Annotated in this window: 16 protein-coding genes; 12 read left to right on the top strand and 4 right to left on the bottom strand. The window is 70.2% G+C overall.

Annotated features, from left to right (window positions below):
- Positions 1-38: 38 nt before the first annotated feature.
- From C1701_RS24380 to C1701_RS24420, 9 genes are all read left to right on the top strand, one after another.
- Positions 39-701 carry a lytic polysaccharide monooxygenase gene (locus C1701_RS24380; RefSeq protein WP_026418074.1) on the top strand — a complete coding sequence of 221 codons (663 nt, stop codon included), beginning with the start codon at positions 39-41 and terminating at the stop codon, positions 699-701.
- 49 nt (positions 702-750) lie between these two features.
- A complete protein-coding gene (locus tag C1701_RS24385; protein ID WP_103056699.1) occupies positions 751-1,398 on the top strand; it encodes a hypothetical protein in 648 nt (215 codons plus the stop codon).
- A gap of 804 nt (positions 1,399-2,202) precedes the next feature.
- Positions 2,203-2,565 carry an ArsR/SmtB family transcription factor gene (locus C1701_RS24390; protein WP_211215291.1) on the top strand — a complete coding sequence of 121 codons (363 nt, stop codon included), beginning with the start codon at positions 2,203-2,205 and terminating at the stop codon, positions 2,563-2,565.
- The gene (locus C1701_RS24395; protein WP_016698257.1) at positions 2,562-2,795 is read left to right on the top strand and encodes a hypothetical protein; all 234 of its coding nucleotides are present in this window, start codon (positions 2,562-2,564) and stop codon (positions 2,793-2,795) included. The genes C1701_RS24390 and C1701_RS24395 overlap by 4 nt, the downstream gene beginning before the upstream one ends.
- The gene (locus tag C1701_RS24400; RefSeq protein ID WP_337661934.1) at positions 2,792-3,538 is read left to right on the top strand and encodes a sensor domain-containing protein; all 747 of its coding nucleotides are present in this window, start codon (positions 2,792-2,794) and stop codon (positions 3,536-3,538) included. The genes C1701_RS24395 and C1701_RS24400 overlap by 4 nt, the downstream gene beginning before the upstream one ends.
- Positions 3,539-3,994: 456 nt before the next feature.
- A complete protein-coding gene (locus C1701_RS24405; RefSeq protein ID WP_026418072.1) occupies positions 3,995-5,074 on the top strand; it encodes a fatty acid desaturase family protein in 1,080 nt (359 codons plus the stop codon).
- A 136-nt stretch (positions 5,075-5,210) separates the two neighbouring features.
- Positions 5,211-6,245, top strand: a complete 1,035-nt coding sequence (locus tag C1701_RS24410; RefSeq protein WP_026418071.1) for a TRM11 family SAM-dependent methyltransferase — start codon at positions 5,211-5,213, stop codon at positions 6,243-6,245.
- Between the two features lie 437 nt (positions 6,246-6,682).
- Positions 6,683-8,632 (top strand): rhamnogalacturonan lyase, encoded by a 1,950-nt coding sequence (locus C1701_RS24415; protein WP_337661935.1) that lies wholly within the window; start codon positions 6,683-6,685, stop codon positions 8,630-8,632.
- Positions 8,633-8,987: 355 nt separating this feature from the next.
- Positions 8,988-9,878, top strand: coding sequence for an aminoglycoside phosphotransferase family protein (locus C1701_RS24420; protein ID WP_337661936.1), 891 nt, complete (start codon positions 8,988-8,990; stop codon positions 9,876-9,878).
- Positions 9,879-10,077: 199 nt separating this feature from the next.
- On the opposite strand, the gene C1701_RS24425 is transcribed toward C1701_RS24420, so the two are convergent.
- Positions 10,078-10,416, bottom strand: coding sequence for a DUF3140 domain-containing protein (locus C1701_RS24425; protein ID WP_026418069.1), 339 nt, complete (start codon positions 10,414-10,416; stop codon positions 10,078-10,080).
- 122 nt (positions 10,417-10,538) lie between these two features.
- Positions 10,539-10,910 (bottom strand): DoxX family protein, encoded by a 372-nt coding sequence (locus tag C1701_RS24430; RefSeq protein ID WP_026418068.1) that lies wholly within the window; start codon positions 10,908-10,910, stop codon positions 10,539-10,541.
- A 799-nt stretch (positions 10,911-11,709) separates the two neighbouring features.
- On the opposite strand from C1701_RS24430, the gene C1701_RS24435 reads away from it, so the two are divergent.
- Complete coding sequence (locus C1701_RS24435) at positions 11,710-12,060, top strand: hypothetical protein (RefSeq protein ID WP_026418067.1); 351 nt, start codon at positions 11,710-11,712, stop codon at positions 12,058-12,060.
- 40 nt (positions 12,061-12,100) lie between these two features.
- On the opposite strand, the gene C1701_RS24440 is transcribed toward C1701_RS24435, so the two are convergent.
- Positions 12,101-13,093, bottom strand: a complete 993-nt coding sequence (locus C1701_RS24440) for a LysR substrate-binding domain-containing protein (protein WP_030228277.1) — start codon at positions 13,091-13,093, stop codon at positions 12,101-12,103.
- A gap of 45 nt (positions 13,094-13,138) precedes the next feature.
- On the opposite strand from C1701_RS24440, the gene C1701_RS24445 reads away from it, so the two are divergent.
- Positions 13,139-14,506 (top strand): MFS transporter, encoded by a 1,368-nt coding sequence (locus C1701_RS24445; protein ID WP_162147282.1) that lies wholly within the window; start codon positions 13,139-13,141, stop codon positions 14,504-14,506.
- A gap of 187 nt (positions 14,507-14,693) precedes the next feature.
- On the opposite strand, the gene C1701_RS24450 is transcribed toward C1701_RS24445, so the two are convergent.
- On the bottom strand, positions 14,694-15,260 hold the full coding sequence (locus C1701_RS24450; protein ID WP_103056703.1) for a PadR family transcriptional regulator: 567 nt from the start codon (positions 15,258-15,260) through the stop codon (positions 14,694-14,696).
- Between the two features lie 54 nt (positions 15,261-15,314).
- Between C1701_RS24450 and C1701_RS24455 the strand changes: the two genes are divergently transcribed.
- Positions 15,315-15,563: a hypothetical protein gene (locus C1701_RS24455; RefSeq protein WP_337661937.1), complete on the top strand. Its 249-nt coding sequence runs from the start codon at positions 15,315-15,317 to the stop codon at positions 15,561-15,563.
- Positions 15,564-15,630: the final 67 nt, after the last annotated feature.

Raw genomic sequence — 15,630 nt, forward strand, 5'->3', positions numbered from 1 at the left:
CGCGATCTTTGTCTGTCCAGCACAGAAATGAGCAGCGCATGAGAACGAGACGACGCAACGTCGCGTCGCTGGGCGTGGTCGGAGTGGCGCTGGCCCTTCTCGCCAGCACCCTCACGGCCGGTGTGGCGCACGCGCACGGAGGTATGACCGCACCGGCGACCCGGACCTACGTCTGCTTCGACGAAGGGCCGCAGACCCCCAGTTCGGACGCCTGCCGGGACGCGGTGGCGGAGGGCGGGACCCAGCCGCTCTGGGACTGGTTCGCCATCCTGATCCCCGACGCCGCCGGACGTCACCGCGAGATCATCCCCGACGGGGAGCTGTGCGCGGCGGGCACCGACAAGTACGCGGCCTACAACGCCGCCCGCCCGGACTGGCCGGCGACCACCCTGCGGTCCGGCGCCGACTACAACTTCCGCTACGCCGCCTGGGCGCCGCACCCCGGCACCTTCGAGCTGTACGTGACCAAGGACGGCTACGACCCCACCACCCCCCTGGCCTGGTCCGACCTCGAAGAGGAACCCTTCCTGGTCGCGACCGACCCGCCCAAGGAACACACCGACGGGAGCTGGTGGGACTCCTACCAGATGTACGGGCAGCTGCCGGAGGGCAAGACCGGGCGGCACATCATCTACTCGATCTGGCAGCGCTCGGACAGCCCCGAGGCCTTCTACAACTGTTCGGACGTCGTCTTCCAGTGAGCCGCGCGTGCCGACGGGAACACCGGACGGACAGGAAAGGGAGAACCGAGTGAATTCCAGCCTGCTCACCAGGGCACGGCTCGCCGCGACCGGGTCCTTGGCGGCGGTGGCCCTCGTCCTCGCCGGCTGCGGCGGAGGCGAGGATTCCGCCGAGGCCCCACCCCCCGCGAGCACCGAGCACGCGGCCCCCTCGGAGGAGGGTGGGGGACACGACGACCACGACCACGAGGCGGCGGAGGAGACCGGTGCCGCGGCGATGGGCCAGTCCTTCGACACCGCCCTCGAACTGGCGTCCTGGGTCGCCGAGGAAACCGGCGAGTGCGCCGACCCGACACCCGCCAACGAGGAGGAGTTCCGGGACTTCGTCGGACCCCTGCTGATCGGGCTGTACGAACCCTACGTGGGGGAGTGGGCCACCTGTGCCGTGCCGCCGCACGACAAACTCGGCCTGGTCATCTTCGACCCCGACCGCTTCACGGAGTTCCAGGAGTCCTGGCGTGACGCCGTCGAGGAGGGTGAGGTGCGGGGCAACCCGGACTGGTCCTTCGGCAACGGTTTCGCCGTGACCTCGGGGCCCACCGGGGCCGAGGAGATGGGGCTGCACTACCTCTGGTGCGCCCCCGTGGACATCGAGGACGCGCATCTCATCCCCGCCGACGCGGAGGGGTGCGACTTCGCCCACCACGGCCACCACTGAGCCGAGCCCCGCCCGACGCCATACCCACCCGCGTCGGGCGGGGACACCGGCAGGCCAAGCGGGTTGCCCCCGACGCGCGTCGCACCGGGCGGCAGGACCGCACCGAGCATCGGGGGGATCCGGGGCAAGGCCCCGCCAGCCCGCCCGGGTCGTCCTCCCACGGCACCACCGGTCCGGCGGTCGCGCGGGAAGCGCCGCTCCGTGGGCCCCGCCCGACCGGCACCCCGCCGACCGGTGATCCCGGGCGGGCGGAGCGGGACGGTCCCACCCTGACCAGCCCGGTACTCCGGCCACTCCCGCCCCGGTTCGCCGGCGGAACCCCGCCGCCCCAGCACGGGAGACCCGTCCAGATCGTCTCGGATGCCCCGTGCCGCCACGGCCCGGGGGCACGGGCGCGTCAGCACGCCCTCCACCCGTCGTCGCGGTGATACCCCTTTCGTGCCAGTGCGACGACCGGCGGACCCGGTGGCCAGTGGCCGGTGCCCGGAGGCCACGAACCCACCCCACCCTCGGAACTCCTGCCGCCATTCCCTGGCGGCCTGCCAGGCCCCATCCCCTCCGCCGTCGCGTCCCGGGCGGCAGGGGACATCCGCCGTCGCGACCCCACCCGGACCCGGCAGGGGAGGAGCGCGACCAGACCCGCCTCGCGGTGCGGTTCCAATCCACCCCGACAACCGTGGTTCCGGTCCCGCCGCTGCTCCCCGGGCGAGGGAGCACGCCGTTCCCCGGGGGACCCCGCGCACCCACGGTGGCACTTCACGTGTAATGTCACCCTGACAGGTGAAACTGGGGTAGTGGAGGGGGTTGCCTCTGAACAGCGCGGAACTGCTCGCGGTACTCGCGGCCCTCGGTCACGTCCAGCGCCTCCGCGTCATCGAGGAACTGGCGGCTGGTCGCGTGCACGTCAGCGAGCTGGCGAGGCGCCTGGGGTTGTCTCGTCCCCTGCTCTACATGCACCTCGAACGGCTGGAGAAGGCCGGGATCGTCACCGGTGCCCTGGAACTCTCAGCCGACGGCAAGGCGATGAAGTACTTCGAGCTGACGCCCTTCGAGTTTCGCCTCAACGTCGACACCGTCCGCCAGGCCCTGCGGGCCGACCAGGACGCGTCTCCCGGTACATCGGGCAACGAGGAAGGCCCTACGGACATGGAGGACACATCCACATGATCGGCGCTGTCATCGCCATCTCGATCGTGCTGATCGTCATCGGTGGGCTCTCGCTGAGCCTCGTCTCCTACTTCCGGTTGCAGCGCCACCGGGCGGACGCCGTGGCGATGGCCCACTACCGCAAGCTCGCGGAGGAAGCCGTCGCCAACCAGGCGATGCTCCGGGGGGAGCTCGCGGAGCTGGCGGCCAGGCTGGGAGCGGTCGAGAAACTGCTGCGGAGCGTGGAGTGAGCACGAATGAACCGACAGCGCCCGCGTCACCGGCGATGGCGCTGTTCACCCGAGAAAGCTGGTGGGCCCTCGCCTACCTGATCAGCTACCTGCCGATCGCCGTGGCCTTCATGGCCGTCGCACTGGTGAGCGTGATCGTCTCCTCCGTGCTCAGCATCTTCTGGCTCGGGTTCCCGCTGCTCCTCGGGGCCGCCCTGCTGATCAGGGGGATGGCGGAGGTGGAGCGGCGCCGGGCGTTCCTGGTTGCCCGGCGCGTCGAGAGCGCCTACCGGCCCGTCACCGCTCCCGGCATCATCAGCCAGATCAGGACCCGGTGGACCGACCCGGCCACGTTCCGGAACCTCGCCTACCTCCTGCCGCTGGCGCCCCTGCTGTTCGTCTTCGACCTCGTCGTCGCGGTCCTGTGGGTGATCCCGGTCGCCGGCATCACCCTGCCGTTGTGGTACTGGTCGATCCCCATCACCTTCGACGACGGCACCGTCGGCCACGGCATCATGATCGGATACGTGACGGGCCCCGAACACAACCTGTTCGACGGTGGCTTCGGGATCTGGGTCGGTGACCTGCCCACGGCGCTCCTGGTCATGGCCGTCTGCTTCATCGTGGCCACGATCACCGCACCGCTCATGGTCCGCGCGGCCAGGTCACACGCCGCGATCGCCCGATCCCTCCTCGGGCCAGCGGTCGACCCCCTGGAACCAGCCAGGCGAGTCCTGCGGTCACCAGGTCCGCTCAGCGGCTGACAACCAGGCCGCCCCAGCCGGAACACCACGCACCACGACCTGCCCCACTCACCCGCTGACGACCGTCCCCCGGCCGCACACCACACCACTGGCACCCCGGCCGGGGGACGACTCCTCAACCGAGTCCCTCAACTCACTCAAGGAAGGTCGAGATTCTATGACAGATCGACCACCGCGCCGATGCCGGCGACGACCGCGTTCGCCCGTGCGCGCCGTTGGCCTCCTCCGGCGACGCTGAGCCGCGTGCCTGGTCAACCAGGCATTTCTCCACGCACAGGCGCACCAGCGCCCACGTCCGGCGCCCGGTGCGACGTGCCCGATTTCACCCGACCGGCGGTCCACCCACGCCCGGTGACGCCCGTCGGCGCCACCGGGGAACGCCCGACCCCGGCCAGAGCCTCGACCGGTCCGCATCGGTGGACCGGCCCCGCACCCCTACCCAAGACAGGGATCCCCATGTCCTTCCCCGCAGCCGTCGAGGAGCCCCAGGACGCCTCCGACCGGCGCAGCGACTACAGCGTGCTCTCCCGCAGGATCCGGGACGCCGGGCTGATGCGTCGACGGCACGGCTACTACACCGCCGTCATCGCCACGAACGTGGCGCTCTACCTGGGAACCTGGGCCGTCTTCCCGTTCCTCGGCGACTCCTGGTACCAGTTGCTGACCGCGGTCGTCCTCGCCGTGCTGTCCACCCAGATCGCCTTCACCGGACACGAGGTCGGCCACCGCCAGATCTTCCGAGGCCGTCGGGCCTCCGAGGTCGCCGGCCTCACCCTCGGCAACCTCGGCATCGGCCTGGGCATCGGGTGGTGGGTGGACAAGCACAACCGGCACCACAGCCACCCCAACCACGTCGACCGGGACCCCGACATCGCCGAGGGAGCGCTGTCCTGGACCGAACAGCAGGTGGGCAAGACACGAGGACTCCGCCTGCTGTGGACCAGGTGGCAGGGCCGGCTCTTCTTCCCCCTGCTGCTACTCGCCGGGCTCAACCTGCACGTGTCCTCCTTCCGCGCACTGCCGACCCTGCCCCCGAGGCGGCGCTGGCTGGAGGGCGGCCTGCTCGTGGTCCACTTCGCCGCCTACCTCTCCGCGCTCTTCCTCGTCCTCTCGCCCGGCAAGGCCATCGCGTTCTTCTTCGTCCACAAGTGCCTGTTCGGCCTGTACATGGGATCGACGTTCGCCCCCAACCACAAGGGCATGCCCATCCTCCAACCCGGTGAGAAGATCGACTTCTTCCGCCGCCAGGTCCTCACCTCCCGCAACGTCACGGGTGGTCGGTTCCTGGAATGGGGGCTCGGCGGGCTCAACTACCAGATCGAGCACCACCTGTTCCCCAGCATGCCCCGACCCGCGTTGCGGCACGCCAGGCCCATCGTGATCGAGTTCTGCCAGGAACGGGGCGTCCCGTACCACGAGACCAACCTGATCCAGTCGTGGCGGGAGATCCTCACCTACCTCGACGAGGTCGGCAACTCCCGCGCCATCGAACGGGCCGTGCCCGCCGAACACCTCCAGCCGGCCCAACGCCGGTAGCGCCGCGCCCGGCACCGTCGACGGACACGTCGTTCGCCGGCGGTGCCGTCGCGTCCCGGGCGGGGGACGGGCTCCACCAGCCTTCAGTATCCTTGCGCGGTCCCGACGGAGTGAACCCTTGGTGGAACAGAAGCGCATGAGGCGTTACGGCATCCTGATCCTTCCCGCTGCGAACAAGGTCTACACCGGGGCGTCGGTGGAACTGACCAGGGCCGAACTCGCGGTCTTCGGTGACCGCCTGTTCCCCGGCCGCCTCACCGGCATCGATACCCGCCGCCTTGGCGGTGTGGACTACGTCACCTTCGACGCGGACGAGCTCTCGGAGGAGGACCTCAACCGCCTGGCGAACCTGTCCTCCCGCTACGCCCTCTTCGAACTGCGGGACGACCTGCTGCTCCCGCTGGACGCCCACCCCGAGGACCGCTTCGACGACGACCTCCTCACCATCCCGAAGTACGTGGGCAAGACCAACGAACTGTTCACGAAACTCCTGCTCAACGTCACCCTGCTCTCCTCCGACCTGGCCGCCGAGTGGGGACGGCGGAAGCTCCGCGTGCTCGACCCGCTCGCCGGGCGCGGCACCACCCTGAGCCAGGCCCTGACGTACGGCTTCGACGCGCTCGGCGTCGAAGCGGACGGCAAGCACGTCGACGCCTACGCGGCCTTCCTCCGCACCTGGCTCAAGCGCAAGCGCGTCAAGCACCACGCGGAGATCACCAGGATCCGACGCGACAAGAAGCAGATCGGCCGACGCCTCCACGCCGAGATCGGCGTCGACCGGGAGAGTTACAAGGCGGGGGAGCGGCTCACCCTCGACCTGGTGCACGCCGACACCCTGCGCGCGGCGGAGTTCTTCCCCGACCGGTCGGTGGACCTGATCGTCACCGACGCCCCCTACGGCGTGCAGCACGGCAGCAGGGACCGCACTGACGGCCTCACCCGCAGCCCGCTGGAACTCCTCAACGCCGCCGTCCCCGGGTGGTGCCGCCTCCTTCGCGCCGGTGGCGCGGTGGGGATCTCCTGGAACACGTACGGGGCCGGGCGGGACGAGATCGCGGCGATCCTGTCCGACAACGGGCTGCGGGTGTGCGACACCCCCGCCCACCACGGCTTCCGGCACCGGGTAGACCAGGCCATCACCCGGGACCTGATCGTCGCCACCAAAGCCTGACGCGTCGGACCCCCGTGCGGGTGGCGGGCTGGGACATGCCCACGCGGGGCGCGGCGCCCGTCGGGACCACCACGGGATCCGCGTGGACGCTCCGGTCGACGGCCGCTCCCCGCCGGCCGCACTCAACCAGGCCCTCGATGACCCCGGCCAGCGTCCCCGAGGGCCTGACCGGTAACGGCCAACAGCCCGTTCCGAGGTCACCCCGGACCCGCGGGGGCCCTGACCTGCGACAACACCGGTCGAACGGTGCCCGGCCGACCCGGTCACCCGCCCCGCGATCAGCTATCACTAGGTCGGGAAGCGGTTTCTCGGCAGATCCAGACGACGGCTCCCCGAACCCGTGACGACGCCGGGAACGGGACGCCGAACCGAGGAGAACCCAGGAACCGCCCGACACCGTGACAACCTGCCCCTGATCCGGGAAAGGGCCCAACGCAATGACGCGTGCACGAAGATCACTACTCGCGCTGGTGGCCGGAAGCGCCCTCGTGGTGTCCGCCGGCAGCGCCGCCGCACTCGACGACCCAGCCGGAGCGGACCGGTCGGCCGCACCGGCCGGCTCCGCCACGACCGGGGACGCCACCCCGGCGCGGCAGGCCGAACGCCTGGACCGGGGACTGCTGGCCGTCCCCACCGAGGACGGGGTCCTGGTGAGCTGGCGCCTGTTCGGCACCGACCCGCAGGACCTCGGCTTCCACCTGTTCCGCGACGGCCGGAAGATCAACCGCCAGCCCATCCGCTCCAGCACCAACTTCCTCGATCCCGACGGTGCCCCCGGGGCCACCTACGAGCTGCTGCCACTCGGCCAGGGTGGGCGCGCCGCGTCGGAGACCACCACCGCCCTGGACGAGGCGCACTTCGACATCCCGCTGAACAAGCCCGCGGGTGGCACGACCCCGGACGGGGGCGAGTTCGAGTACCGGATCAACGACGCCAGCGTCGGCGACCTCAACGGCGACGGCCAGTACGACATCGTCGTCAAGTGGGAGCCCACCAACGCGCAGGACAACTCCCGGTCCGGCTACACCGGTGAGGTGTTCCTCGACGCCTACACCCTCGAGGGCGAACAGCTCTGGCGGCTCGGGCTCGGACCCAACATCCGCGCCGGAGCGCACTACACGCAGTTCCTGGTGTACGACTTCGACGGTGACGGCCGCGCCGAGGTTGTCCTGCGCACCGCCGACGGCGCGGTGGACGGCATCGGGCAGGTGATCGGTGACCCCGACGCCGACTACCGCGAGTCCTCCGGCTACGTCCTCACCGGACCGGAGTTCCTGACCGTCTTCGACGGACTCACCGGTGAGGCGGTGGAAACCGTCGACTTCGAGCCGGCACGCGGCGACATCTGCCAGTGGGGTGACTGCTACGGCAACCGGGGTGACCGGTTCCTCGCCGCCGTCGCCTACCTGGACGGTGAACGCCCCAGCATCATGATGTCCAGGGGCTACTACGAGAAGACCGTGCTGGCCGCCTACGACTGGCGCGACGGGGAACTCACCCAGCGGTGGATCTTCGACAGCGACGAGCCGGGCAACGGCGCCTACGCCCAACAGGGCAACCACAACCTGAGCGTGGGCGACGTTGACGGCGACGGCCGTGACGAGATCGTGTTCGGCCAGATGACCATCGACGACGACGGCACCGGTCTCTACTCCACCGGGCTCGGCCACGGCGACGCCATGCACCTGGGCAACCTGGACCCGAGCCGGGACGGCCTGGAGGTCTTCGGAGTGCAGGAGAACTCCTCCGCGCCGTACGGCCTGGCGCTGCGCGACGCGGGCAGCGGCGAGGTCCTGTGGGGCGAGCACACCGGGCGGGACACCGGCCGGGGGACCGCCGGTGACATCGACCCCCGGTTCCCCGGAGCCGAGGCCTGGGCCATCGACGGGGAGTGGAACAGCCCGACCGGCTGGTTGGTCAGCGCCTCCGGCGAGCTCATCTCCAACAACATCCCCCCGGCGAACTTCGTCGTCTGGTGGGACGGTGACCTCGGCCGGGAGATCCTGGACCACGACTTCCGGGAGAGCGACCGCCGGGGAGTGGGCCGGATCGACAAGTGGGACTGGGAGACCGAGACCCTCGTCAACCTGCTCACGCCGACCGGGACCCAGTCGATCAACGACACCAAGGGCAATCCGAGCCTCCAGGCGGACATCCTCGGCGACTGGCGCGAGGAGGTGCTGTGGCCGACCGAGGACGACACGGCCCTCCGGGTCTACACGACCACGCACCCCACGGAGCACCGGATCCACACCCTGATGCACGACCCGGTGTACCGGCTCGGGGTGGCCTGGCAGAACGTCGCCTACAACCAGCCGCCGCACACCAGCTTCTTCCTGGGCTTCGACATGGAGACCCCGGACCAGCCCAACATCTACTACCCGTGACCCGTTGACCAGCGGTTCCGTGTCGGGGAGTCCCGGTGGGCTCCCCGACACGGGAGGTACCGCCCGGATCCGCCCCGTCAGTCGCACATCTCGTGCGGCACGGCGGACGAACACCGGTCCGAGTGGCACGGTGCGGTGGCGGCTCGGTCCTCGGGACCACCCGGAGCAGCGCGGTCGGTAGGGGAGTGGCAGCGGACCCCGAGGACCGAGCCGCAGGTGCTCCTCCTGGCCCCGGCGCGGCCCCGTGGGCGGTGCACCGCGGTGCTCTCGGATGCGCGTCCCGGACAGCGCGACACGGGGGAGGTGGGTGGGAGGTACCTGGCTGAGGTGTCCCCACCGGGCAAGGATGGTCAGCGTGATCGTTCCCGGTGAGTTCGCGGAGTGGCGCTCACGTGTCGACGGCGAGGAGGGCCGCAGCTGGGTGGCGGCGCTGCCCGAGCTGATCCGCCAGCTGTGCGTTGACTGGGGGCTGACCCTTGACGACACACCGCCGGAACATGGTGGTTCCGGCCTGGTGGTGATGGCGCACCGCCGGCACCAGGCCTGCGCGCTCAAACTGAGCTGGCCGACCGGCACCACCGCGGCCGAGGCGCGAGCACTGCGCACCTGGGATGGCGCCGGGGCCGTCCGGCTGCTCGGAGCCAGGCCGGATATCGGCGGGCTGCTGATGGAACGGCTGAACCAGCGGCGCAGCCTGCGCGGCCTTGGCCTGTGGGAGGCGGCCGAGGTGGCGGGCACGCTCCTGCGTCGCCTCGCGGTGCCGGCACCACCCGGGCTGCGCTCACTGGGCGAGATCGCCGACGACATGGTGGAGCGCCTCCCGTCTCGGCAGCGGACGCTGGGCGACCCCATTCCGCCGGCCTGGCTCGACACGGCGCGAGGCCTCGCCGCTGACCTCGGGGCGGAGGACCACGGCACGCTCATCCACGCCGACCTGCACTACGGCAACGTCCTGGCGGGCGAACGCGAGCCGTGGCTGGCGGTGGACCCTCGTCCGGTGCGGGGCCGCCCGGAGTTCTCCGTGCCCGAACTGTTGTGGACCAGGGCGGACGACGACGCCATCGGCTCTGATGCCGACCTGCGCCGCCTGCTGGCCATGCTCGTGGAGACCGGGGAGCTGGAGCCTCGCGCGGCGCACGGCTGGGCGGTGGCGCGGTGCGTGGACTACTGGCTGTGGGGCCTGGAGAACGGCCTCACCACGGACCCGGTCCGCTGCCATCGCGTCCTGGGCGCATTGCTCGGCTGAGTACCAGGGTCGCTGCTCCGCGGTCTCGAGTAGGCGATGGCGCGGTGAGTACCGCCACTGAGCGCCCAATTCGTCGACCGGATCCATCATTTCAGTGTTGGATGAATCCAACACTGAACCCCCGCACGAATCTCCCCACCACGCGGGGAGGAGATCCAGCATCCCTACCCCAGGCCTCCCACCGTCGACGAGGCCCGGCTCAGACGGGTTTCAGGGGATCGTGCCCGATCGACATCAGCCGGTGCCGCCAGCCCGACTGGCCGCTGGTGGGCTCCAGGTCGTCGCGGCGTTCGGCGTGGACTCGTTCCACGACCCGGCGCATGACATGGAGGTCGCCGTCCTCGAGGTCGGTCCTGCGCTTGTTGAGGATGCGCAGCACCTCCTGGCCGGTCGGCGTTCCCGACTGGTCAGGGAACTCCTCAGCGGTCTCCCCTGCCGATCTGGTCCGAAGCCACTCGCTGAGTTCACGGGAGGACATGTTCACCACCCGGTGGAATTCGTTCCAGAGGGCGTCGCTCTCGTGCGTGTGCTCGGCCATGATCGTCGGCCTCCTCCCGTGCACGGTGTGCTGCCGGCGCGGTCGCCACCACGCTCGGCACCGTTCACCGGGGGTGGTACCCGCCCGGGGTGGGAACGAATCCCACCTCGGGCGCCACGTGATCAGAAGGGCACCGGGCCGAAGCGGGTCCAGGCAACGACCCCGGCCATGACCAGCAGCAACAGGTTGATCGGCACTGGTTTGAACTTCCACCGCCTGCCGTGCACGACGATGGCCCCGATCATCAGCAGCACCACGCCGCACGCGGCGACGGGCGTCATCACGGTCAGGAAGTTGAGCAGGCCCGGCAGGATCAGGCCGGCGGCGGCCGCCACCTCGATCCCTCCGATGATCTTGACCTCCTGGCTGGAGAAATCCTCCGCCCACGGCATGTTCGCCAGTAGTAGCTCTTCCCGTTGGACGAGTTTCATCCCGCCGGAGATGAGAAGGATCAGCGCGAGTGGCACTTGCAGCGCCCAGATGACGTAGGTCAAGAAGGCTCCCGGGGCCGGGCCGCCCATCCGAGGAAGTCACTCGCGGGCGCCCGGAGCGCCTGGCCTTTCAGTGGCGGGCGGCGGAAGTGGGTGCAGTCGGTGGTGCCCCACCTGCCTGCCGCGCCATCGCGGCGGGATGTGGGACAAGTCTCGAGATCCTGCGAGGAACGGCGTTCGTCGCGCCCCGCACCACGGGGGGTGTGGTCGGCGACGACCTGTTGACACCCTACCGATCATGACCGCCTGAACGCACCTGGTTTCCCCGTGTGATCACTCGACTGTCGTAAGGGTTGGAGCCGCGGGGGTGGTGTTCACCGTGGGTTCGATCCGAACACCGCCGGCGCTACCCATCCCCGACGCCCCATTGAATTCATATTTGTCCGTTATTTCAGTGTCAATCAAAATCAACTCACCACCAACCAACAAACACCAACCGCCACGAAAAAGGCACCCCGACTACCAAGAGTCACTACCGGGGAGTATGGGTCGGAGCACCTGGAGCGGGACGCGGAGCCCTGTGCGTCCGCCGGGTGCCGCCCACTCGCCTGGTGGCCCCTCCGGAACGCGCCGGTACCTCCGCCGACGATCACACCCGCTCCCGTGCCCACTGATCGAAGCCCTGACGTGCGAAGATCCGGAGCACCCGTGGATGGGTGCTGTCCTCGTGGCGGCGGGGGGACCGTGCCATCGCGGGTGCTGGGCCCGCGGCGGGCCAGTGGGGGACGAGAGGGAACGAGGTGGAGGTGGACCTGCGGACGGGTGAGATACTGGCGGCCCCGTCAACTGATCGAGGTAACAGATGGTGTCCATGATCCTGTGGATCGTCGGCGCGACCGCGGTCGCCGCCGGGGTGCTCGTTCCGGTCATCCTGGGAGCGTCACGGCACCGGGAGGTTCGCTCGGCCAAGTCCGCCGCGCGCTCGGCGTACCGGCGGCTGGGCTTCCACGTCGAGACGCTGGGCGTCGGTGACGATGTCGTCGCCCGCCGTGCGTGGGAGGACGCGAGCGAGCGGTGGAGGGCGACTGGTGAGCTGCTCGCCAGGGCCACCACGGCGGAGGAGTGCGCGGCGGCCCGTGCGACGGCGATGGAAGGGCTGAAGCGCATCGACGACGCCAGGCGCCGGCTCGGTCTCGAGGCCGAAGGCAGCTGAGTTCTCCCACGCGGTGGTCGGGTTCCGGGGCGGAGCGGGGTCAGTGGGGGAGGTCCGAACTGACCGCCGAGGGGTGGTCAGCCGATCCCGCCAGCGGGCGGAGGTCGAGTCGCCGAACGACGGCCGTGATCGCGTCGAGGACACTGCTGATCACAGGGCGGTCCCGGCTCCCCAGTCGGGTGGCGGTGAGCACGCGGCGCGCCGGAGCCGGGTCCCCGGTCAGTCGGAGGCGGGACACCGGGTGGGTGCTGGGAAGTCCGGCGAGCTGGGGGACCAGGCAGACCCCGAAGCCCTGCGCGACGAGTGCGGTGGCCGTCTCCCACTCGTCGCTGCGGTGGGCGATCCGAGGGGAGAACCCGGCGGTCGCGCACGCGGCGAGCACGAGTTGGTGGTAGGTCGACCCTGGTTTGGAGACGATCCACTGTTCGTGCGCCACGTCGACGAGTCGCACCTCACCCGCGCCTGCCAGCGGGTGGTCCTGCGGGATCAGGAGGTCCAGGGCGTCGTCGAAGAGGGGACGTTGGTCGAAGCGGGGGTCACTGGGTGAGGGCGTGTCGGGTGTGGCCACGACGAGGGCGATGTCGGCCTCGCCGGAGAGCAGCAGGTCGAAGCATTCGGTGGGTTCCGCCTCGGTGATGCGGATGCCGAGGTTGGGGAAGCGTTCTCGGAGGGCGCCGGCGGCGCGGGGGAGGACGACCGCGGCCGCGGTGGAGAAACCGCAGATGCCGAGGGTGCCCGACGGTTCCTCGTCGTAGGCGTCGAGGGCGGCGCGTGCCCGTTCCCACTGGGCGAAGAGGATCTCCGCGTGGGCCAGGAGTGTGCGGCCGGCGGGGGTGATGCGGACGCCTCGTCCTCGGGGGCGGACGACGTCGGTTCCGAGTTCGGCGCTGAGGCTGCGGAGGGCCTGGGATACCGCCGATGGGGTGTAGTGCAGGGCGGTGGCCACCGCGTGGACGGTGCCGTGTCGGTCGAGTAGCTGCAGCATATGGAGTCGCCGGTCGATCATGTAGTGCAACTGTACGGATCGCTGCATCAACGTTTGCTTTTCGTCGCCTATCGAGTTGCGCACCCTGGGCGTGTGTCTCGATCTCGTGTGCTGTCCGGTCGGTGGTTCGGTGCGTCGCCGTGGTGGTCGGTGGGGAGCTGGCTGGGTGGTGATGCCTGGTGGCGGGGGTCCTCACGGGTGCCGGGGACGGTGCGGGGGCCCGGGGTGGGGGGCGGGACGGGTGCGCTGGTCGCTTCGGCCGCGGCGTTGTTGGTGCTGACGGCGGGGGCGAACATGGTGAGCCCGTTGTACCCGCTGTACCAGCGGGAGTTCGCGTTCTCGTCGTTGACGTCGACGGCGCTGTTCGCGACGTACTCGCTGGTGAGCGTGCCGGCGTTGGTCGTGTTCGGTGCGGCGGTGGAGCGGGTGGGGCCGCGGCGGTTGTTGTTGTGGGGGTTGGGTGTGTCGGCGGTGGCGTCGTTGCTGTTGGTGGGTGCGGAGGGGGTGGGTGCTCTTTTCGCGGGTCGGGTGCTGCACGGCCTGGCGTTGGGGGCGGGCACCGGGGCCGGGGTGGCGGTGGTGGTGGCGCGGTGTTCCTCGCCTGAGCGGGGGGCGTTGGTGGCGGGTGTGGTGTTCGTGGTGGGTGGGGCGGTGGGGCCGTTGGGCACTGGGTTGTTGGCTTCGTTCGCGCCGGCGCCGTTGTCGATGTCGTTCGCGGTGCATGTGGTGGCGACGGTGGTGGTGATGGGGCTGGTGCGCCGTCTCCCTGAGCGGTCGGGGCCGTTGCGGGGGTGGCGGTTGGCGTGGCCGAGGGTGCCCAGGGTGGTGCGGCGGTCGTTCGTGGTGGGCGGGGTGAACGGTTGGGTCGCCTGGGCGGTGGTGGGGTTGTTCCTGGCGCTGGTGCCGGACTTGTTGCGGAGTGAGTTCGGGGTGTCGAGTCCGGTGGTGTCGGGACTGGTGATCGGTGTGGTGATGGCGTGTTCCGCGGTGGCGCAGGTGATGACGCCGGGGTTGCGGCCGGTGGTGGCGCAGCGGGTGGGCGTGGTGTTGCTGGGGGGTGGGTTGGTGGGGTTGGCGTTGCCGGTGGCGGAGTCGGGGTTGTGGGTGTTGGGGGCCGCGGCGGTGGCGGCGGGGGTGGGGCACGGGTTCGTGTACTGGGGGGCGACGGCGGAGGTGGAGTCGGTGACTCCCCGGTCGGCCTCGGTGGAGACGACCTCGGCGTTGTACGTCCTGTTCTACCTGGGGGCGGGTGTGCCGGCGGTCGGGGTGGGGGCGTTGGCGTTGTGGGTGCCGTTGGAGGGGGCGGTGCGGTTGTTCGCGGTGGTGAGCGGGGTGGTGTTGGTGGTGGGGGTGGTGGCTGACCTGGTGTGGCGTGGTGGTTCGGAGGTGCGTGGCGGTGAGCGGGCGGTGGAGTGGTCGGCGCCGGTGGGGCGGGCCGTGTCGGTGGAGGAGGGGAGGTGAGTGGGATGCGGGCTCTGGTGATGCGGGTCAGGCGGTTCGTGGCGGAGTTGAACCGTTGTTACGAGGTGTCGCGGGGAAGGGATCCCTTCCGCGGGTCGTCGTAGTGCCGGGTGGATCGGCGGCCTGGGTGGGTGGGGAGGGCGGCGTGTGCCTGCGTGCCGGTCCGGTGTGCGTCCGCTCTCCCGCCTCAGGGTGGGGTGGTGTGGGTGTTGTCGTTGGTCATGGCGTAGGTGCCGGAGCGCAGTCGGTGCAGCAGTCCTTGGGTCCATTCGATGCCTCCGCGTGCGGTGTGTTCCCACAGGCGGGGTAGTTCGCGGAGGTGTTCGGTGCCGGGGGCCGTGCCGAGTTCGGCGAGTTTGGCCTTCTCGGTGCGTTCGGTTTCCAGGGTGCGGAGTCTTTCGATGAGGAGGGTGATGGCTTCCTCGCGGGTGAGGGCGGGGAGCAGGGCGAGTGCGGCTCCGAGGGTGTCGGGTCGGTGTTCTGGTCGTCGGAGGGCGTCGCGGAGCAGGCGGTGGAACTCCGTTTCTCCGGTGGTGGTGAGGGAGTAGTCGGTGCGTCCTGGGGTGTCTTTGGCGGGGGTGGCGATCATCAGCCCTTCCTTGGCGAACTGCCTGAGGGCGTGGTAGAGGGAGCCCCATTTGATGTTGGCCCATTCTTCGGCGCCCCAGGCGACCAGTTCCGCTCGTACTCGGTAGCCGTGTGCTGTTCCGCATTGGCGTACTACGCCGAGTACGAGGAGTCGTGTCGCTGACATGCCGTTCCGCTCTGCCGTTGTTCGAGGCCGGGCTCAGGTTAGAGGTTGGGTGTCGTGGTGGGGGGTGGCCACCCGGGTGTGGTCGAGGGGTTGGCTGAGGGCGCTCGCCGCACCTCGTTCGAGGAGATGTTCGCCCACGAGTCCGTGGTCTCGGTTGACTTCCTGACCATGCGCGAGGAGGAGATCGTCTGCCAGGCCGGTGGGCTGGTGCGTGGCGGGGGTTTCGGCTGGTGTCGCGGTGGTGTGGTGGGTGGCCGCGGGGACGGGTACTCAAGTTTGAGTATGCTCTCGGGGTCGTGGTGACGCCGTGCGGGGACCTGCCCCGTGTGCGTGTTCGGCCGCGTTCCGATCCCTGGTGGAGGAGTTTCCG

Origin of the sequence: Actinoalloteichus sp. AHMU CJ021, assembly GCF_002895405.1 — a bacterium.
GTDB classification, from domain to species: domain Bacteria; phylum Actinomycetota; class Actinomycetes; order Mycobacteriales; family Pseudonocardiaceae; genus Actinoalloteichus_B; species Actinoalloteichus_B caeruleus.